Consider the following 20076-nt stretch of genomic DNA (forward strand, 5'->3'; position numbering starts at 1 on the left):
CGGGGTTACACTTTTTTACATCGATTCCTTCTCCCATTGTTTTACTTTTTGGTCAGAAGGAAGAAGATATGTCAATAATCCTAGAAGTGGCAGGAAACTAATACATATCATTGTATATTTTATGCTGAATGCATCTGCAAGATTTCCTAGTATGACCGAACCCAGTGCCCCCATGCCGAAAGCAAGACCGACAATCAGGCCGGAGACCATCCCAATTCTACCTGGCAGGAGTTCCTGGGCATAAACGACAGTAACTGAAAAACTTGTCATAATGATAAAGCCAAGAACGAGAAAAATCGGAAACACCCAGATGAGATGAACATATGGAAGCAGAAGGGCAAGCGGCGCTGAACCGATCATCGACCAAAAAATCATGTTCCGTTTCCCGAACCGGTCGGCAAGCGGGCCGCCCATAAACGTGCCGAGCACACCTGCGGCTAAAAAGGCAAAAATAAAATATTGTGCACTTCGAATGGATAATCCGTAATCGTGAATCAAATAAAATTGATAATAATTGCCGATACCGGCCACATACCAGGAACGGACGAACACAAGAAAAACGAGCAATGTAATGGCAAACATCACCTGTTTTTTTCGCTTCGGATGAATTTCCTTCTTTTCTGCTTTTTTCTTCACTCTCGGAAAATACACCATTTGTTGATTGTACCAGTTTGAAATATATAGAAGAACGACAATCGCCAGTCCCGCTACAGTCGTAAACCAGATGGCGCCGAATTGGCCCAGCGGCACGAATATAAGCGCAGTCATGATCGGAGCTAATGATTGGCCGGCATTTCCTCCAACCTGGTAAATCGATTGGGCCAACCCTCTTCTTCCGCCGGCCGCCATATAGGCAACACGGGAACCTTCAGGATGAAAAACGGCTGAACCTAGCCCAATTAAAATGACTGACAGCAACACATATTCGAACCGATTCGCAAACGCAATGCCGAGCATTCCAATGAAACTTGATGCCATCCCAATTGGCAAAATATAAGGTGACGTCCTTTTATCCGTAAACGAGCCAATGACTGGCTGCATAATCGAAGACGTCATATTTAAACAGAAGGCAATCCACCCTAATTGCGTAAATGTAAGATTCATTGATTTTTCTAAAATAGGGAAGATCGCTGGAATCACGGCTTGCATCGTATCATTTAAAAGATGGACAAAGCCAATGGCGAATAAAATTTTATAAATCGTAGGCTGCTTCAAAACGTTACTTTCCTGGCTTAGAGCGGCCACTTGCTTCCCTTCTTTCTTAAGCGATTTGTATGTATTGACAAATTTAACATACCATTTCTGCACTACGATTTCTAATTTACTGCTTAAACAGTAGTCTCCATAATGCAAGAAAGGCCCTGCTCATTTTAGGACCTTTCTTCCAGCCTTATATTTTTTCAATCACTTTGTCGATAATGCCGTATTCTAATGCCTGGCCGGCGCTCATAAAGTAATCGCGATCGGTGTCTTTCGCAACTTTATCCAGCGGCTGGCCAGAACGTTCGGAAATGATTTGATTCAACAGTTCGCGGGTTTGTAAGATCCGTTTCGCATGGATCGCCATATCGGATGCTTGCCCTCGTGTTCCTCCAAGAGGCTGGTGGATCATTACTTCAGCATTTGGCAGAGCGAATCTTTTCCCTTTGGCGCCGGCAATTAAAAGAATGGCTCCCATCGATGCCGCCATGCCAATGCAAATCGTTGAAACATCTGGCTTGATGAATTGCATCGTATCATAAATCGCAAGGCCTGCCGTAACCGATCCACCCGGTGAGTTAATGTAAACGGAGATGTCTTTATCCGGGTCCTCTGCAGCTAAAAACAAAAGCTGTGCAACGACAGAGTTTGCGACATCATCATTAATTTCACTTCCGATCATAATGATCCGGTCTTTTAATAATCTTGAATAAATATCATACGACCGCTCTCCTCGATTGGTCTGCTCTACGACCATTGGAACTAAATTCATCTTTTTGTCCTCCCTTAAAAAGTGTTAAGCAGCCATACACCTCGGGCCAGAACCGCTTCCCGCCTTGATTTCGCCAAACCCGGATGTAACGTAAATAACGGTTGCCGTTTTTTCACTTTCTGTTTTAATCTCCACTTCAGTTCGAACTGGTTCAAAGGATGTCGTTACTTCATTGCGTTTTCTGTTGATCGAAACGACTTTAGCGTTCTTTTCATCTGGAGCTTCTTTCGTTTCCCATAAAACGGTATCCTGCTTATGAGCCATTTTTTTCACTTCCCTCCGGTTTAGGGTAAACTGCAAGAGAAACATGATAAGACACGGATTTTTCATCAACATCACTCTGGTATTTTTCAATCAGCTGACCTACTAAAGCGACATACTCGTTGACAAATTGATTGCGTTCTTCCTTCGTCCGCAATGTGATCGATGTTTGTAATGCCGCGCTCGGAATTTCTTCCTCTTCACTTTGTTCCATGAGCCGAATGGCATCTTTTTTCATTTTTTCCGTTAAAGAGAGCACATGGGCAAGCGCGCTCTGGTCTTTTAATTTTTGCGCCGTTTCCGCAGACATCCCTAACGAATCGGACAATATCAAGTTTTGCGCAACCGCCTGATACAATACTTCTACAAGATTTCTAACATTCCTTGTGCCGACTCTTCGTACGAGCCCTACTTTTTCCAGCGTTTTAAGGTGATAATTGATTTTTTGCGGTGTTTCATCAAGCAATTTTGCCACTTCAGTCGCCGAACGTGGCTCTTTTAATGCGCGAATGATTTCAGAGCGAACAGGATGAAGGAGTGCTGCTGCCTGCTCCGGAATTGTTACTACATACGTTTCTAGAATTTCATCCCGTTTTTCCATCCAATCACCCCGTTTCATAAAATATTTATATTACGTAAAAACATTTTATTACGTTAGGCTTAGTTTTGTCAAAAAACTGTACGTTTAAACCAAAAAAAGAATGGAGCAAGTCCCCATTCTTTTATCCGCTTATCATTCTACCCAACAAAACTTACCTCATCTAACAACCTTCTTGCTGCCTCTATTGGTGAATCGGCCATGCTTATCGAAGAAATAACTGCAATTCCATTAGCGCCCGCTTCTATGACGGGCCTTGCTTTCCCAATTTGAATTCCGCCAATTCCAACGGTCGGGACCGTTATTCCTTTTTCTCTCAGCTGTCGGATAATGGTTGTTCCCATTACCGGCCTGGTATCTTTTTTCGTAATGGTCGGATACACAGGTCCAACCCCCAGATAGTCCGCTCCCTGGCGGATGGCGTCTTCGGCTTCTTTTACATTATGCGCGGAAACGCCGAGAATTTTCCCGGGAATTTGCCGCCTGATTTTTTCAACATCTCCGTCTTCTTGTCCGATATGAAGGCCATCTGCATCAAGCTCTTTCATTAGCTCTATTTCATCATTTACGATAAAAGGAACTTCGTGCTCCCGGCATAACTGTTGAAGCCGTCTGGCAAGCTCGATCTTCTCTCTGCCAATCTTTGCCTGCGCTCCTTTTTCCCGATATTGAAAACAGGTAATGCCACCCTTTAATGCCTCTTCAAGGACAACTACCGGATCGGATTCACAGTTGTTGCTTCCCATGACAAAATATAGCTTTAGCACATCGTTTAACGTATTAACTATTACCGCCATTATTGAACATCCACTTTCTTTACCTTCTCGGCATTTTTTAGCGCTTCATCATCGATCGCGTACAACGCATCAAGTAATGAAACTTGAAAACTCCCCGGTCCGGATGAATGATTGATTGCCTTCTCAGCGCAAAGGTTCAGCATCGTAACCGCTTTTGTCTCTCGTTCAGCAGGCGTTAAAGACGTTTCTACCGATTTGGCCATAAACAGCCCGATCAGCGATGTCGCAAAGCAACCCGTTCCGGTTACCCTGGTCAACAATTCGTCACCGTGATTCACCGTATAAACAACGCTTCCGTCGCTTATTACATCCGTTTTCCCTGTCAATGCAACAGTTGTGCGGAGGCTTTTCGCAGTTTCAAAGACGAGCTCTTCAACATTCTTCTCTAAATGTCCGTCCACTCCTCTTCCTTCCCAGGTAGAAGAGAGCAAAAACGAAATTTCAGCCGCATTTCCACAAATGGCATCAGGATGAATTTCATCAACGATACGGCGCGCGGCATTTTTGCGCAGATTGGACAGCCCCGCTCCGACAGGATCAAATATGACCGGGATGCCAAGTTCCTTTGCTTTTTTGCCCGCGATAAGCATCGATTGGACCATTTCCGGATCGAGCGTGCCAATATTTAATACGAGAGCATCCGCATGGGCCACTGCCTCCCCCACTTCTTCACGATGATGGGCCATCATCGGGCTGCCGCCAGCCGCTAAAATTCCGTTTGCGAGAAAATTCATCGTCACTTGATTCGTTATGTGGTGAATGAGAGGATTCTTCGTTCGTATTTCTTGTAAAATCAGTGTCATTCTATTTGTACCCCCTTTATACAAGAGTTTTATTGTATTTCATGAATGCCCAATGGTTGGTTGGACCATGGCCGGAACCGATATGAAGAGGATTTTCAATTGCCGCCTGGATAAATTGTTTTGCTGTTTTCACAGCATGTAGCGGAGTTTTTCCATTGGCCAGCTCGGCCGTGATTGCGGCGGCAAATGTACAGCCCGTACCATGTGTCTGTTTTGTCGCAATCCGTTTTCCTTCTATTTCAAAAAAAATCTCGCCATCATAAAATAGGTCATTGGCATGTTGCTCATCTTCAAGGTGGCCCCCTTTAATGACGACATGTTCGGCGCCCAGATCAGCAAGAATTCTCGCCGCTTCCTTTCGATCTTCCAAACTTACAATCTCCTTGCCTACAAGTTTTTCAGCTTCGGGAATGTTTGGCGTAACGATTTTCGCCAGTGGAAACAGATGCTCTTTTAAAGCGGCAACCGCTTCTTCTTGTAATAATTCCGCTCCTCCCTTTGCGATCATCACGGGATCGACGACGACATTTCCCCAGCCAAACTGGCGAATGCTTGAAGCAACCGTTTCGATGATTTCCCTGCTAAAGAGCATCCCTGTTTTTAATGCATCCGGCGGCAGATCCTCGCCAATAGAAAATAACTGTCTTTCAACAGCCTGAACATCCATCGGGTAAACGCCTTGAACCCCTAGCGTATTTTGTGCCGTTATCGCGGTCAGCACCGACATTCCGTACGCATTCAGCTCCTGAAACGTTTTTAGATCCGCCTGTATACCTGCTCCCCCGCCGCTGTCCGAACCTGCAATTGTAAGCGCCTTAGGTACCATTACATGTTCCATTAATGACCATCTCCTCATTATGTAAAAAACCACCCACTTGGATAAGTGGGTGGTTAACAAAAAGTGATTGTCAAATAGCCACACCACTTCCCTACGCCAGCATCATCTGGATCAGGTTCAAAGGGTTGAAGAATCTAATCTTCTCTCAGCTTTAGAATAAAGCACCCCTAGTGGATCGTTTTTTTATTTTAGGGTAAATCAATCCCTTTTGTTAGTCAACTTTTTTCGCCGGCCTTCACTGACATTTTTTGTGCTTTATAAATTTTTTAATAAATTTGGTTTAACCTATCCGCATTATCGGGTAATATCTAAACAAACGATATCGTTAAACATCGAAATTCTGAAAGAGCGTATTGTCATTAGCAATAAAGGCCGTGATATTTTGATTTATACAAAAAAGGATATCAACCGTTGCTGTCGAAGTATTCATCAATAAAAAATTTATCAAAATTTTCAGATAAACTGTTGTCAATCACCCGGTTGCCCAGTATACTAGTAGAAATACTCGTTTTCACAAAACAAGCGAGTATGAAACAGGAAAGCAGCTTACTTTACACTGTAAGCACACTGTTTTTCAAAAAACATTCAAGGAGGAATGGAGCATGAAAGACAATACATCGTATAACAAAAAAATGAACGAACTGGTGAAACAGAAGCTTCAGAAAAGAAATGACCCGTTCGCCTTTAGCCTGGTTGCTCAAATGATCCTTGATGAATCATTACATGACTTTCATATTAATCTTTATAAAAAACGCATTGATGAAGCGTTAGAAAAACGTGACCGTGAATTGTTCATGAAACTGACAGAAGAATATAAGAAATTTATTGGATAAACCAGGCAGCGAACGCTGTCTGGTTTTTTGATCTTTCTTTTTAGGCTCCGGCAAAAGTGTTTTTAGAAAAAAAGCACTTTTTCTACTTCTGTTGAAAACTTTTTTAGTTGTGCTAGTATGAAACATGGTATGATTGGCCGAAACATTTGGAGGATCAACATGGGAAGTAAAATTGGAAGAAACGCTCCTTGCCCGTGCGGGAGCGGCAAAAAGCATAAACATTGTTGCATGGTTACCATTTCATCTAAAAAACTTGCGATCGTAAATGAAATGGCTAAACATCAGGAAGGATTAATTAAATTTGTCTTTGACAACCACCAGGTAGAAATGGCAAAACGAATTGCCAACCATCTTGCAAAACATCCAGTAGAAAAATCGAAAAGCCAGGCATTTGCAAATGTTGCTGTATGCTGGGAAATTTTCTGCTCTCCAATCAAAGAAGGAAAGACTCCGATCGAATGGTATATCGAATCTGTAAAAGAAAATGTCTCAGAAGAAATATGGCAGATGCTTTGCAGCTGGCAATATAGAGAGCCGTCCGTCTACTCGATTGAATCACAAATCAATAAAAACACATTTAAGCTTCGTGATGTTTATGGTCATGATGAATTTGAAGTGATCATGAATGAGAATCATTTGCCTCAATCCAACAGCCTTCTACTAGGCACATTGATTTTTAACGGAAATCACCATGAATTTTATATTAGCTTCATCGAGATTTCCGAATCAAGGAAATCCCGTTTTCTCGAAGAAATAAACAACCTGGCGGAAGGATCTTCGTTAAAAGATCACTTTCCGGCAATTTTACAGCTCGCCCTATCCGAGCATCCTCGGAATAACCATAGTGAAGCGGAGAATATCGATGATTCCGTATTGGCTCTCTTAAAAAAAGAAGCCGGCGAGGAAGTAGCGGCAAAAGCGGAAATACTCTGGAACTCTTATTATCAAAATCGCAAACCAGTCATACGAAAAGCAGAGATTTTCGCCAGCGCCCTTCATTATCTCGTGGCGAAAGATATTCTCGGAGAAAAACCGACTCAAGTATCCATCGCCAAACGCTACCATACAACGGCTTCAAGTCTTTCCTCACGCTACCGTGAATTGAAGGAATTTTTGCCTGCCAAATAAAAAGAACTCTGCAAACAGCAGGGTTCTTTTTATGAATTATCCGACTTCCATCTCTAATTCTTCAATCCGTTTTTCTTTATACTTCACGTCTTTTTGGGCATAAAAGGTTTCCGCTTTTTCTACAATAACCGTTGTATTATATTCAGGAATCCCCGCATATTGTTCATACACGCCTTTCGGAAAAAGCGAATTTCCTTCTGGCCAATAAACGGCAATGTTCCCTTGCTTCACATTTTCCACTTTGGCCCTTCCTTGAAAAAGTCCATGGCGATTATATACAACGACGGCCTCGCCGTCCTGAATTCCAAGCTTTTCGGCATCTTCACGAAACATGAGAACATCGTAACGATCCGCACCATTAAATGGATCCCTTTCGCTGTAGATCATCGAATTAAACTGTTTCCCACGCCGCGAGGTTGCATAAAATTGTCCTTCCGCCTTACGAAGTTCAGGAAGTTCCACTGTGATTAAGTTCCCTTTTCCATCTTCTGTCGGACAAATGCCATCTTCACAGAGCCATGCGCCGCCCCATTGAAAGACGTCCCCTTTATGTTTTAAATGTTGGATGCCGTCATAGTCTGGCGCAGCCTTTGCAATTTCCGCGCGAACCGCAAACGCATCTTGAAAGTTCATCAAATGTTTCTTCTCCGGTTTAACCCGCTTCGCAAGATCAACGAAGATCTGCCATTCCGCCCTTGCCTCTTCAATTCTCGGCCCTTTAATTTCTGGAGAAAAATAGACCATTCGCTCCGTTGAAGTAGACGTTCCTCCGCCAGGCTGTTCATAACGCGTCATCGCTGGTAAAACAATTACCGCCTCTTTTGCATCAAGCAATGTCGACGTATTGAAAATAATATCTTGATGAACCCGCAGTTCGAGATTTTCCAGGCACTGTTTGACAAAATCAGGATTTGGCATCGTCTCTAAAAAGTTCCCGCCTGACATATAATAAAGTTTTAGCTTCCGTTCATGATCGTCCGGTAAAAGAGCATTTTCGAGGCTTACCCCGACAATGTCCCCTTGCCATTTTGGCAGTTCAAACCCCCATACATTTTCGATTCGTTCAACCGTTTCCTTATCGAAACCTCCGCCCGGCAAACTAAACGGGTCTGCGCCCATCTCTCCTGAACCTTGTACGCCCGAATGTCCGCGAATCGGCATCACTCCGCAATGTTCCCGTCCTATAAAGCCTCTAAGCAAGGCAAGGTTTGCGACTTGCGATATATTATCGGTTCCGAAACGATGCTGGGTCAGCCCCATGGACCAGACAAATACTCCCGAGTTAGCCGCTGCTAACATTTTAGCAAGTTCCTTCATTCGTGCTTTGCTTATCCCGGAAGATTTCTCAAGTGCCTCCCAGTCATATTGCTCGACATGTTGCTTTAATTTTTCAAAACCATTGACGTGTTTTTCGACAAAGTCATAATTGATGGCAGATCCACGCTTTTCGTTTTCCATTTCAAACCAATGCTTCATAATTCCGTGCATGAAAGCAATATCTCCGCCTATGTTCACCTGGTAAAAATCATCCGCCAATTTTGTCCCGAATAATGCTGAATCGGGAATAGAAGGCACCCAATATTCATCCATCGCCGGCTCATGATAAGGATTAATGACGATGATCTTTGTCCCTTTTCGCTTCGCAGCATACATGTATTTTGTAGAAACCGGCTGGTTGTTAGCGGCAACAGATCCCCAAAAGACGAGCACATCTGTCCCAATCCAATCCTTATAATTACAGCTTGAAGCACCGATCCCGAGCGAACGTTTCAATGCCGTTTTTGATGGAGAGTGACAGATTCTAGAGGCGTTGTCAATATTATTCGTTCCGATCAAACGGGCCGCTTTTGCCGCGACATAATACGATTCATTCGTAATTCCCCGGGACGTAAGATAAAACGCAATCTGTTTCGGATCAAGCTCCTTCATCTTATCGGCGATGATCGTTAACGCTTCATCCCATGTGAGGCGCTTAAATCGTGCTTCTCCTTTTCGTCTCATTAGCGGGTAAGGAATCCGGCCCAGCTTCCGAAGTTCGGTTGAGCTTAATTTGCGCAATTCTTGGATATCTTGAAAAATCACTTCATCTTTAATGGCTGGCATCGTATTTAATCGAAGGACGTTGAGCCTTGTCGTGCATAAATGCGGGCCCGCAAGCGTCTGATCATGAAGTCCCGACACGCCTAATGCACACCCATCACATACTCCTTGCGTCAATATTCTTGCGGCGTAGCTTAAATTGTCTTTGTTTTCCCAGACGACTTTTACCGTATCGCGAAGGTGGTGCGGCTTCACTTTTCCTAGCCCAAACGGAATAGGGCTTACCCATAGTTTTGGATCAGGCAACTTTGGCAGCTTCATCGGACCCGTATGTTTTGTTTTCCCCAAAAGAAACACTCTCCTTCGCTAAAATAGTGAAGTAAACGCTTTCATAAGAAATGGCGACGTTCGGGCAATGCGAACAGCTATTAATCTATGGAAATTGTAGCATTATCCCCTTTTATTCGCAATGCCCGCCAAATTTTTTCATCGTTTATTGCATTGCCTATTGACTGACTGGTCATGGCGAATTATACTGTTAATTGCTGACTCAAGCCATTCCATTCATCCGACTGACCAATTAGTCAACATTCTTATTTAGAAGGTGTGTACCCATTGAATGAGAAAAAGTTAAAGATCATTGAAACCGCCATTAAATTATTTGCTGAAAAAGGATTTTACTCAACATCGATCCAGGAGATCACAAAAAAAAGCGACATCTCTAAAGGCGCTTTCTATTTGCATTTTTCTTCAAAAGAAGAGTTATTGCTATCGATTTTCCATTATTATCACGACCGGATGCGCAAAAAAGTGCTTGAAGTTGAAACCGACAACTTATCACCAAGGGAAAAATTAATTAAGCAAATTAACGTACAATTTCAAGAAACGGTGGAATATCGGGACTTTATTATTATGTACATTCGTGAACATGTTCACTCGGTCAATGATAAAATCCATCAATATATGATGCAAACACGGCTCGACGTCCAAAAATGGTATGAGTCGAGACTAATTGAATTGTACGGTGAACAGATCATTCCATATATTATCGATATTTCTATTCTTCTTGAAGGAATTAAACAAATTTATATTAAGTTTATTATCATCGATAAAATTAAACTGGATTTACTTCAGCTTTCAACGATGATCGTCAAGCGGCTCGACAATTTAGTTGATGGGATATTAAAAGAAAACGAACCCCCTTTACTTTCTCGTGAAGTCATTGACTACTATTTTTATAAAGACATGACAAATGCAGAAGATCAAACGAAGCAAACGATTGTAAAGCTTTTATTGGAAATGCAAAAGGAATTGACGGAAATTGAATTGGATCACCATCAAAGAGAGGAATTTTATTCGGTCATCGACTTTTTACTGGCTGAAATGAAAAAAGAAAAGCCGAAAAAGTTTATATTCCAGGGGATGCTTGCTCACTTTAAAGGAATAGAGCCACTGGAAGCCTATCGAACGAAATTGGCGGAGCTTTTAGATGTCGATCTTTTATAAATAAAAAAGAATAGGAGATTTTGAATGAATACAGAGCGAATTAACAGAAATGTTGTTTTAACCGGTTTAATCATCGGGATGTTTTTTAGCGCGATGGAACAAACCGTTGTTGGAACGGCGATGCCTACTATCATTGGAGAATTGCATGGATTTTCCATATTTGCATGGGTAACAACAGCCTATTTAATTACATCAACAACCGTCGTCCCGATTATCGGGAAATTATCCGACATGTATGGAAGAAGAAAATTTTATTTGCTTGGCGTTATTATTTTCGTTATCGGTTCAGGGCTTTGTGCAACGGCGCAAACGATGGAGCAATTAATCTGGTACCGGGGAATTCAAGGAATCGGTGGCGGGATGCTCATGCCTCTTTCACAAACGATTGTCGGCGATATTTTCACAGCTGAACAACGTGCGAAGTGGCAAGGGGTATTCGGCGGCATTTTCGGATTAAGCTCAGTTATCGGCCCATTAATCGGCGGAGCTTTAGTCGATGCGATTAGCTGGCATTGGATTTTCCTTATTAACGTGCCATTCGGCCTTCTTTCAGGAATTCTTATTTTCATTGGTATGAAGCACGAAATTATCGCGAAAAAAGGGAATGCAAACATCGACTATCTCGGAATCATTACGTTTGTTCCAGCCCTTGTTTTATTGTTGCTCGGATTGACGAATGCTGGAAAGAATTTTGATTGGGTATCAATTCCTTCCTTCCTTTATTTTGGCGGAGCAATTGTGCTAACGCTCATCTTCGGATGGATTGAAACGAAAGCGAAGGAGCCGATCATTGATATTCGCTTATTTAAAAATCGTGTATTTTCAACAATGAATGGCCTTGGCTTCTTGCTCGGACTTGGAATGTTCGGGGCAATCAGCTTCGTCCCAATGTTTATGCAAGGCATTCTTGGCGTATCGCCGACACAGGCCGGTTCTACAATGACGCCAATGATGATTTCAATGATCTTCGCGAGCATTATCGGTGGCCGCATCTTACTTAAGCTTCGCTATCGTACCGTTTTAACCGTCGGAATGCTCATTACAGCTTTTGGCTTTTATTTAATGAGTACAATGGGGCTTGATTCCAGCAAATTAACGGCTTACATTTATATGATTATAATGGGCTTTGGGATGGGGCTTGTCATGCCAACATTAATGATCGCCGTCCAAAATGCGTTTCCGAAACACCAATTGGGTGCTGTCACTTCCGCTTCTACCTTTTTCCGTTCAATTGGCGGAACTATCGGGATTACAGTCTTGAATACAGTGATGAACGAGACGTTGCAATCAAAAATGGAAACGATCGCACACCATCAGGCAAATCCAATGATGAAAAAGCTGTTTTCAGCATTAGCCGAGAAAACCGACTCACTGTTCAGCCTGCTCATTCACCCAGAAGCGTTAAAGTTGCCGGAAACGGTTAAGGCAACGGTGATTACGTCCATTCAAAAAGCATGGAGCGAATCGTTTACGACCGTCTTTCTAACCGGACTGATTTTCCTCGGAATCGGAATCATTGTCGCCCTTTGTGTCGGCAGCGGTAAAATCGAGCGCGACGAACCAAAAAAGGCAGCCAAAGCAAAGCCAGAAGCGGCAACTGAATAGACATAACAAAACCTCCTTTCCGTAGCGGAAGGAGGTTTTTATCTTATTATCCCTTTAAAAATTACTTCTTTTTACTAATAATTATTTCTGGCGGAATTGCTGATAGTACTTCAATTATTTCATTTGGGGTTATAAAAGCATAATGTTCAATAGCTTCATCCTCAAACTTTTCGCAGCTTTCTTCATGAAACCAATCTATAAATGAAGAATTACTGGATTTATAAAGTGACCAGCTAAAAAAGTCATTTCCGTATTCGCTAGACCAAAAATCAATCGTTTGTAACAAATCACCTTCATCGGTTACTCTATGAGTTAAAGCAGAATATCCAAATATGACCTCTACTTTTCTTTCATCTTCACTTTCAAACTGTACTTTTAATCCATCCCTGTTTTGTAGGAGATAATCAAACCATAATTTACTCGGAAACTCCTCTAACGGTTTCCATTTTTGCCATTGTTCTTTTTTCATTTGTATAATCTCCCTTAATATCGAATTTTTACCCTATCATACTTATCTATAATAATTTCAATAGTGGGCCTATTATCATGTGAGCTCTTCATTCTCACATTTATATTTACGTTCTTTCCATCAATGGTAATTTGACCACGTTTTCCAATAACTTGTCCAGTTTTCTTATTAATGATTTCTTTAACTTTTACAGGCTTTAATGTTTCGAATTCCTTTACTGCTTTGCTATATCCACCAGTTTTATCATAAATTGTAGCAACACCTTTGTCTTTAATAGGCTTTGCTCCTTGGATTAAATCATCTACAGTTTTTTCCGTCCCTTTCCGAACTCGTCTCCCTATCTTAACGGAATCGTAACCTTTCTCCACGAGTTTAGCAGGCTTCACAAGCGTAAAAACGGTCGAAAGTGCCCGGTCTTCGAAGCTTGCGTTTTCATCAAACATCGTTTCAACGTCGCTAATCCAAAAACCCCCTACCCCGGCTGCAATATCGCCAAGTGTGAACATATCTCCCGCAAGCTTGGAGTTCGGGTTCCCCATCACTTTCAGTTTATCAGAAAAGTCCGGTCTTCGGTTCACGTAATCGACTTCATTGCTATTTCCCTCATCGTCTCCCGTTTCGAAATACCTTTCTCGCGGTGTTCCTAGAGCCTGGAGCCATTCACTTATATACTTTTGGCGTTCATTTGACAGACTGTACCGATTATTTTGCTCATTGAATGGTTCAAATGACACGCTGGTTGTCGTGCCACTTCCTATTTTGTCTGAGGGTACTCCTGTATTTGTAAACGCCCAAACCCTGAATTTATAGCCAGAGGCTCTCATTCGGTATTCGTTCAGCCAGTCGGCCAGTATTTGGCCGGGATCTGGCAACATGATCGTCTTCGGATAGAGAAAACTTGAAGGGAGTTCCTGTGGACTAACCCGGCCATTTCTTTCTTCGATTCCTTTTTTCAAGGCGGCATACGCGTCGTTTTTCAACAAAAGATTTGAAGAAAAGTTTTCAATGACATTTTGTCCGGTTTGAAACATCGACTCCATTTGCTTTAAATAACGACTCATCGTCTCGATATCCTGTTCCACCGAATTCAGTGCGTTCGTTTGTACATAATCGAATCGGTATAATTGCTCAAGCGTCTGCCGCTTTTTCTTTCTTGCCTGATGGATTTCAGAAAGCACACCTTCGTCTTGAATTTGTGGCAAATCAACGATGTCGTTGACCGACTTCATGATCCGGTTCGCCTCATCCGTTAATTCGATCGTTACGGACTCTATTTTTTTCAATCCCTGTTCAAGATGGTGCTCTAAAAACTCCTCGTCGATAAAGCCATCTTCGGCTGGCTCAAGCGATTGAAGTTCCCGCTTCATCGTCCGCAAAATGGATTTATAGTTTGTTAGAAACCCTTCAAAAAACAATAAAAATGTACCGTGACACTCTTGATAAAAGGAGCGAATGGATTGTCCCCCTTTTCCTTTCAAAGCGTCTTCTAAACCGATGATGCCGTTCATATCGTCCTTGATTTGTTTCATTTGCTCATCAAGTGTTCTTAAGTGATGAAGAATGTCGTCAATCCCCGAACGAAAACCTTGAACATCCAAACGTTTCATGATCGTTCCCTCCTTACCGGAAAGTCATGGAAACGGCTATTTTTTCATCTGTTTCTTTCATTGATTGGACCGCTTGACTCGTTGCTTTTTCATTTTTTAAGCATAAACTTTTGTAGGATTGAATGACTTTGTTGAGCGTGCTATTCAGAGTATTAAGCTTTGCGACAACATCAAGAACCGTATCGCCGCCAATGTCTGTCGGTAAAGAACTTATAAGCGCATTTGAAGAGGTGTGCAGTTTTATTAATTTCTTTTCCACTTCTCCAAACTTGATTTTAATTTCGCCGCTCATTTCCTCACTCCCTCATTTAAGGCAAAATCGCAAGCTGTGTTTCTAATGCCGTAACCGACAACTGAAGAGCATCGATTTCGCTCTGAAGTTGCGTTATTTTATCCGTCAACACTTTAAAGGCATGTTGAAACTGCTTTTTCGTAACGTCATGATAAGCACTTTGAATTCCTTGTTTTCTGATTTCGTCGAATTGGCTTGCCCAGCTGCCATGATATGTACGATTAGATAAAGAGGGGTTTAGGCATAAAGACTTATTGTCATGAAAATCACTGCGGCAGTCAGCCAATTTCTTTTTACATGCGAGCAATTGATGAATTTGTTCTTGTTTTACACGAATTAAAGCGTTGGAAGACGCTATATTCGAACGAATTGTACTTTCTATTACGTCCAAACGATCAACCCTTTCCGTTTTTTTACATTATAGCAAACTCATTTTCACGGTCTATTGTTTCAAATGAAAATAAGTCTATATACCTATTCCAGAAAATAATTAGGGCTTTTTTAAAATACAATTTACCAGAAAGTGCTACTTAGTTTCATTAGTTATTCTTTTGGCACGATATAGAAAAATAAGGATATTTAGTAAAAAGGACTCATTAGAAATCCAGGAAAATATTGTATGATTTAGTAGTTGTAAAACTAAGATGATGTAAGGAGAGGAAATTCATGAATAAAAAAGTTGCGGGGTTAAGTCTAACAATATTTTTAAGCACAACTTTAATTATGTCGGAACCTATATATGCAAGTTCAATGAATGGTGACATTAAAAATACGAGAATTGAGAAATCAACTAATACTGGAGCTACCCTTTACGATCCGGAATATGTTAGAAATGAAAAATACTATAAGTCTTTGGAGGAAAAAAAAGATAGACAAATTGAAAAAGAGGAAACAATGTTTAAAAGCAATTTTGCTGCTTCATCTAATGAACATTATACAATATCAGTTAATCCTAATATGCAAAAATATTGGAATTTTTGCGGTGTAGCATCGGGTAGACAAGCTTTAAGTTTTCATAAATTGAAAAGCAAAAGTTCTGAACCACTACCATCACAAGATTATTTAGGAAGATCAATGGGTGTTTTTCCCGGAAAAGGCGCTGCAACTTCAACTTGGATTGCTCATGCTCTTAATCAATATAAGTATGTATATAAATTTAGTAGCAACCCTTATGTTATAGGAAATATAGCCCAATTTGATTATCCGGCAGTTAAGTTAGAAACTAGGGTGAAGGCCACGCTTAGAAGTAAAAAAACAGCACCAATTCTTTTATTAAAAACAAAATATATGCCAAATTACAAAAGGAGGGACTGGCGACATTATGTTACTGTAAGTGGATATGATAAAAATGCCGATGAATTTAGGTTAGTAGACCCTAATGATCATACAGATGTTATTCCAAAACCAGTATATTGGGAAAGAATTAGAACAACAAAACAGGGTGTAAAAGGTATAGCTCAAGCAGTTTATAAAGCTAATAAAGAAACTAGTAAAAATCCCGTTATGGTTTGGTAATAACGATAATAAGAAAAGTGAGAGGATTTCATCAATGAAAATACTAAAAGTTTTAATTGGATTGATTTTTCTAATTGTATTTTGTTGCGGTTGTGTAAATGAAAATTATAATTCAGGTAAAAAGGAAAGCTATTCAAAAAAAAATTTAAAGCATATTAAAATTATTGATAGAGATAAAAGGACGGAGGTTGAATTACCGTTTGAAAACCTATCCTCTTTTTCCTCATATAAGGATGATATTTATATAAGTGTAGGGGATAAAAATCCTTACGGAATGGCAAACAAGTTGATTAACTTTAATAAAAAAACTAAGAAGGTAACAACACTCTTCACTTCTAAATTTAGTGACCCGTCTGTACAGGGGGTGCAAACCAACGGTAAATGGTTGACATGGATAGACTCCGATGGTTATGGAACTAAAATCAATATTTATTTAATGAATATTGAAACAAAGAAGATTGAAGCCGTTATGCACGAAAATGATCCCTCTATTCAGAATAGTTTTCCTGTTTTGTCAGATAGTCATTTGGCCTGGATTTATTATGACCGGAAAAAAGAAAAGTCTTATGTTATGATTCGTGACTTAAATAAACACCGAAATACAAAAATTCACTCACTAAACTCACATACTTTACAAAATAATGATTTATCGGTTCAAAACAAAAAGATTCTATTTACAGATGTAGAAAAAAAAGGGGGAATTTGTTATATATATGATATTCCAAAACAAAAATTATATCATTTCCGTGTACCCCATAAAAATATTGGTTGGGGCGAACTATTAAATGATCATCAGTTTGTATATTTATCATTTAACTCCAGTTCCTTTTCTGATAATAAGTTAGTATTATATAATACTTCAACAAAAAAAGTTAAAGAATTCTCAAATAAAAAAATGGGAGTAGACGGTCTTCAAAAAGACTCCTCTAATCATTTATTTGTTCATATGGATGGTTATGAAGATTATCAAATTTACAAAGTAAATGAAAATACTATAACAAAATTAGGTAAGTTAAATGAATCCGATATATTTGACATCTCTACTAATCAGATGGGCGACTATTTAATGATGAAAGATAAAACAGATAAAAGGTCAAGTTTATTAATAACCACATCAGATCTTCCATTAAATTAAAATTTCCAACCTCCTTCCACTATAGAAAGGAGGTTTTTATCTTAAGTGGCTAAGATATGTGTCTTCATCCCTTTAAAAATTACCATTCTTATTGTCTCGATATCCTGTTACACCTAATTTAGCGTATTAATTAAGATAAAATTGATAAAGCGTCTCCCGTTCTTTCTTTCTCGCTCGATAGATTTCAGAAAGCACACCTTCGTCCTGGATTTTAGGCAAAGTGACAATCATCAAACGACTTCATGATTGTGTTCACATCATCCGTTAAGCATAATACCCTCACTATAAGATTGTTCGTATTAAACAATGAACAATAAAAACTTTGGAGTAACAGTAAAAAGACATGAACATCTCTTCATGTCTTTTCACCGTTTGAATGCAAGCATCACTAAAAAAACAAGGCCGATCATCCCAAACAGCGGATACAAAAAGTGAAGCAAGGAAGAATAGCCAAATTGGCTGATCAAATAGCTGCCGAGCATGATAACAAGCAAGAGCATGTTGGATGATGCCCGGAAATTCCGGGTCAGTGAGCCAACAAGACCAAACAGATTTCCGATCAAGGTCGTGAAGATTTCCCCGTAGACAACGAGCAAAAAAAGCAAATGGACAACTGCACCGAGCTGACCGATAATTTCTGCAATAGGGATTTCATAATTTAGAACCCTTGGAACGGAATATAAGGCAAAATGGCTATTTAATAAAATAAACATTAATCCTAATCCGCCGAACAGCCCTCCCCACTTAATCACACCATCATCCTCTGCCTCTTTGCTTAATGGAACTAAAATTGCTGTCGCGAGCGTTAAGTTAAAAGCGGCATACGTAAAAGAGCTAAACAGCCACTTCCACTGGCCGATGAAATCATCTTGCTCTATAAGGGCCCGGCTCCCTGCATCATCAAGCATCGAAATCGAAATAACGATCGAAAAAAGAACCATGATCGGGACAACAATCGAATTTGTCCATAAAATGCCTTTCATTCCTTTTTGCATAACAATATACACGAGGAAAAGCGTTAAGAAAATCCCAATCTGAAACGACAAATGAAGCTGTTCTTTAAAAATGGCACCCGTTCCTGACAGCATGACCGAGGTCACGCCGAACAGCATAATAAAAAGGATGATGTTCACAAATGAAGCCATTCGGGAGCCAAACATGTGGCGGTTAATGTCCTCGTATGTATGTGCTCCGATTTTCCTGGCAACGAGCATGATTCTTGTCCCGAGGAAAATAAACAAGAGCCCGCTGATGATAATCCCGATTAATCCGGCGGAACCGTAGCTCGTAAAAAATTCAACGATTTCCCTGCCTGTTGCAAATCCCGCACCGACAACCGTTCCAATGTAGGTTGCCGCAATTTGCATCATCTGTTTTCGTCGACTTGCCATCTCCGTCCCCCCATGTCCATTCCCCATACTAATGTATGCCTGTACAAAAAAATTAGAAGGAATTCTAAATGTTTACCATCTACCGTTTATTTTTTGGTAAACTTAGAATAATACGTTAACTTTTAGGGGGTTAGTGATGAAAAAATGGATATTGATTTTGCTTTGCAGTATTTTATTTTTAATGTCCGGTTGTGAAACAAATCAGCAAAAGCCTGCAAACGGACTTACGGTTCAGCCGCTGAAAATGTCAAAACGGGAAAAGGATATTTTGGATCTTACACTTCCTTCAGACCATCTTTTTTTGGAAGTGAATGGCGCCGAAAAAAAATTGAAGGCAATTAAGCTTTCGTTGGAACTATATGAAAATGGAAAGCTAAAAAAAGATTTACCTCTATTTACCATTCATTCTAAAAAAACAAAAAAAGCACTCATTTTTTATCGCCAGGAAATGGAGAAAGAAAAGAAAAAGACGAAAATTTCTTATTACGCTTCAGTTAAATCAGAGGGCGGTTTGATGTCGGGCGGCGATTCGATATCGGTTTCCTCTTTTTCTGATAGCAACTCTGCGTCTATAAGACTATCAGATCAAACCATAATTAAACCCGGGGAATCTATCATTTTATATGCCTTTGCAGAAAATCAACATGACAAGAGCGGGATTCCGATGCGTTCAGATATTTTTACCGGGAATAAAGAAGCGGTACAAAAGCTTTTAAAAAATTCGAGAGTCATTCTTTTTAAAATGAAAGTGGAATTTTAAATTGTAAATGGTTTAACGGCGCTTTATAGAGTCCAAGGCGTTCTTCTTTCGCAAAAAAACGATACGGCGGCTGCCGTATCGTTATTTATTTATTTTCTTTTCGTTTTTGTCAATTTATCCAATAGCCAGCCTTTGCCTATTTCACAAAAGCGCAGGGGCATTTCGAGGGAGGCAAGAATCCGATCCTTCCCTATTATATTCAGCCTTCCCGTCTCTTCATCGAGCTTATTTACTTCAGCGCTCTCTGTTCTTGAAACAGGAACAACCCATTTCTCATTGTTAAAATCTTTAATCTTAAAAACCTTTCCGTCAAAAAATACTTTGTGACAGCGTGGAGGCAAACCAAGAGTAATTTTATTCATACTACTATCTTCCTCCTTCAAATGGTTTTTTCTATTGTAACAAAAAATTATCACTTTGCTTCATTTTTTTCAAGCAAAAATCATTCATTTATTCCCTTTTAAAAATAGTTATTTCTTAGTTGTATACCGTAACCATCAATCGACAATATCATAATCTATTAACA

21 protein-coding genes and 1 riboswitch are annotated in these 20076 nt (G+C 40.3%); of the genes, 7 read left to right on the forward strand and 14 right to left on the reverse strand.

What is annotated here, in order from left to right:
• Nucleotides 1-15: 15 nt before the first annotated feature.
• The 7 genes from H538_RS0102400 to thiD all read right to left on the reverse strand — a co-directional run bounded on the left by H538_RS0102400 (nucleotide 16) and on the right by thiD (nucleotide 5257).
• On the reverse strand, nucleotides 16-1245 hold the full coding sequence (locus H538_RS0102400; RefSeq protein ID WP_026676208.1) for an MFS transporter: 1230 nt from the start codon (nucleotides 1243-1245) through the stop codon (nucleotides 16-18).
• Between the two features lie 145 nt (nucleotides 1246-1390).
• Nucleotides 1391-1972 (reverse strand): ATP-dependent Clp endopeptidase proteolytic subunit ClpP, encoded by a 582-nt coding sequence (clpP, locus tag H538_RS0102405; protein WP_026676209.1) that lies wholly within the window; start codon nucleotides 1970-1972, stop codon nucleotides 1391-1393.
• Between the two features lie 24 nt (nucleotides 1973-1996).
• Entirely contained in the window at nucleotides 1997-2236 is a 240-nt protein-coding gene (locus H538_RS0102410; RefSeq protein ID WP_026676210.1) for a hypothetical protein, read from the reverse strand.
• On the reverse strand, nucleotides 2226-2834 hold the full coding sequence (locus H538_RS0102415; RefSeq protein WP_026676211.1) for a winged helix-turn-helix domain-containing protein: 609 nt from the start codon (nucleotides 2832-2834) through the stop codon (nucleotides 2226-2228). Before H538_RS0102415 ends, H538_RS0102410 begins: the two co-directional genes overlap by 11 nt.
• A gap of 137 nt (nucleotides 2835-2971) precedes the next feature.
• Nucleotides 2972-3631, reverse strand: a complete 660-nt coding sequence (gene thiE, locus H538_RS0102420) for a thiamine phosphate synthase (RefSeq protein WP_407636371.1) — start codon at nucleotides 3629-3631, stop codon at nucleotides 2972-2974.
• Nucleotides 3628-4431, reverse strand: coding sequence for a hydroxyethylthiazole kinase (gene thiM, locus H538_RS0102425; RefSeq protein WP_026676213.1), 804 nt, complete (start codon nucleotides 4429-4431; stop codon nucleotides 3628-3630). Before thiM ends, thiE begins: the two co-directional genes overlap by 4 nt.
• A 16-nt stretch (nucleotides 4432-4447) precedes the next feature.
• Nucleotides 4448-5257 carry a bifunctional hydroxymethylpyrimidine kinase/phosphomethylpyrimidine kinase gene (gene thiD, locus H538_RS0102430; protein WP_026676214.1) on the reverse strand — a complete coding sequence of 270 codons (810 nt, stop codon included), beginning with the start codon at nucleotides 5255-5257 and terminating at the stop codon, nucleotides 4448-4450.
• An 83-nt stretch (nucleotides 5258-5340) separates the two neighbouring features.
• Nucleotides 5341-5448, reverse strand: a riboswitch (TPP riboswitch).
• Nucleotides 5449-5871: 423 nt separating this feature from the next.
• Here thiD and H538_RS22905 point away from each other — a divergent pair.
• Complete coding sequence (locus H538_RS22905) at nucleotides 5872-6102, forward strand: IDEAL domain-containing protein (RefSeq protein WP_035349777.1); 231 nt, start codon at nucleotides 5872-5874, stop codon at nucleotides 6100-6102.
• A gap of 159 nt (nucleotides 6103-6261) precedes the next feature.
• Entirely contained in the window at nucleotides 6262-7230 is a 969-nt protein-coding gene (locus tag H538_RS0102445) for a YecA family protein (RefSeq protein ID WP_026676216.1), read from the forward strand.
• A gap of 36 nt (nucleotides 7231-7266) precedes the next feature.
• Here H538_RS0102445 and H538_RS0102450 read toward each other — a convergent pair whose 3' ends face one another.
• The gene (locus tag H538_RS0102450; protein ID WP_026676217.1) at nucleotides 7267-9618 is read right to left on the reverse strand and encodes an FdhF/YdeP family oxidoreductase; all 2352 of its coding nucleotides are present in this window, start codon (nucleotides 9616-9618) and stop codon (nucleotides 7267-7269) included.
• A 267-nt stretch (nucleotides 9619-9885) separates the two neighbouring features.
• Here H538_RS0102450 and H538_RS0102455 point away from each other — a divergent pair, with 267 nt between their 5' ends.
• Together H538_RS0102455 and H538_RS0102460 are read left to right on the forward strand one after the other, a co-directional pair.
• Nucleotides 9886-10776: a TetR/AcrR family transcriptional regulator gene (locus H538_RS0102455; RefSeq protein ID WP_026676218.1), complete on the forward strand. Its 891-nt coding sequence runs from the start codon at nucleotides 9886-9888 to the stop codon at nucleotides 10774-10776.
• Between the two features lie 24 nt (nucleotides 10777-10800).
• Nucleotides 10801-12381 (forward strand): MDR family MFS transporter, encoded by a 1581-nt coding sequence (locus H538_RS0102460; RefSeq protein ID WP_026676219.1) that lies wholly within the window; start codon nucleotides 10801-10803, stop codon nucleotides 12379-12381.
• Nucleotides 12382-12442: 61 nt separating this feature from the next.
• Here H538_RS0102460 and H538_RS0102465 read toward each other — a convergent pair whose 3' ends face one another.
• Genes H538_RS0102465 through H538_RS0102480 form a run of 4 tightly spaced genes read right to left on the reverse strand, consistent with a single transcriptional unit; the run spans nucleotide 12443 to nucleotide 15140 of the window.
• A complete protein-coding gene (locus tag H538_RS0102465; RefSeq protein ID WP_026676220.1) occupies nucleotides 12443-12850 on the reverse strand; it encodes a hypothetical protein in 408 nt (135 codons plus the stop codon).
• Between the two features lie 14 nt (nucleotides 12851-12864).
• Nucleotides 12865-14457 carry a ribonuclease YeeF family protein gene (locus H538_RS24965; protein ID WP_051291209.1) on the reverse strand — a complete coding sequence of 531 codons (1593 nt, stop codon included), beginning with the start codon at nucleotides 14455-14457 and terminating at the stop codon, nucleotides 12865-12867.
• A gap of 13 nt (nucleotides 14458-14470) precedes the next feature.
• Nucleotides 14471-14749, reverse strand: a complete 279-nt coding sequence (locus H538_RS0102475) for a YwqI/YxiC family protein (RefSeq protein ID WP_026676221.1) — start codon at nucleotides 14747-14749, stop codon at nucleotides 14471-14473.
• Between the two features lie 16 nt (nucleotides 14750-14765).
• Nucleotides 14766-15140 carry a YwqH-like family protein gene (locus tag H538_RS0102480; RefSeq protein ID WP_026676222.1) on the reverse strand — a complete coding sequence of 125 codons (375 nt, stop codon included), beginning with the start codon at nucleotides 15138-15140 and terminating at the stop codon, nucleotides 14766-14768.
• 275 nt (nucleotides 15141-15415) lie between these two features.
• Between H538_RS0102480 and H538_RS0102485 the strand changes: the two genes are divergently transcribed.
• Nucleotides 15416-16264, forward strand: a complete 849-nt coding sequence (locus H538_RS0102485; protein ID WP_026676223.1) for a C39 family peptidase — start codon at nucleotides 15416-15418, stop codon at nucleotides 16262-16264.
• Nucleotides 16265-16298: 34 nt separating this feature from the next.
• Entirely contained in the window at nucleotides 16299-17399 is a 1101-nt protein-coding gene (locus tag H538_RS0102490; RefSeq protein WP_026676224.1) for a hypothetical protein, read from the forward strand.
• 365 nt (nucleotides 17400-17764) lie between these two features.
• Here H538_RS0102490 and H538_RS0102495 read toward each other — a convergent pair whose 3' ends face one another.
• Nucleotides 17765-18790, reverse strand: coding sequence for a YkvI family membrane protein (locus H538_RS0102495; RefSeq protein ID WP_026676225.1), 1026 nt, complete (start codon nucleotides 18788-18790; stop codon nucleotides 17765-17767).
• A 136-nt stretch (nucleotides 18791-18926) separates the two neighbouring features.
• Between H538_RS0102495 and H538_RS0102500 the strand changes: the two genes are divergently transcribed.
• The gene (locus tag H538_RS0102500) at nucleotides 18927-19550 is read left to right on the forward strand and encodes a hypothetical protein (protein ID WP_026676226.1); all 624 of its coding nucleotides are present in this window, start codon (nucleotides 18927-18929) and stop codon (nucleotides 19548-19550) included.
• Between the two features lie 89 nt (nucleotides 19551-19639).
• On the opposite strand, the gene H538_RS0102505 is transcribed toward H538_RS0102500, so the two are convergent.
• Entirely contained in the window at nucleotides 19640-19912 is a 273-nt protein-coding gene (locus H538_RS0102505; protein ID WP_026676227.1) for a hypothetical protein, read from the reverse strand.
• Between the last annotated feature and the right edge of the window lie 164 nt (nucleotides 19913-20076).

The sequence above is a fragment of the Fictibacillus gelatini DSM 15865 genome (assembly GCF_000430745.1).
GTDB classification, from domain to species: domain Bacteria; phylum Bacillota; class Bacilli; order Bacillales; family Fictibacillaceae; genus Fictibacillus_A; species Fictibacillus_A gelatini.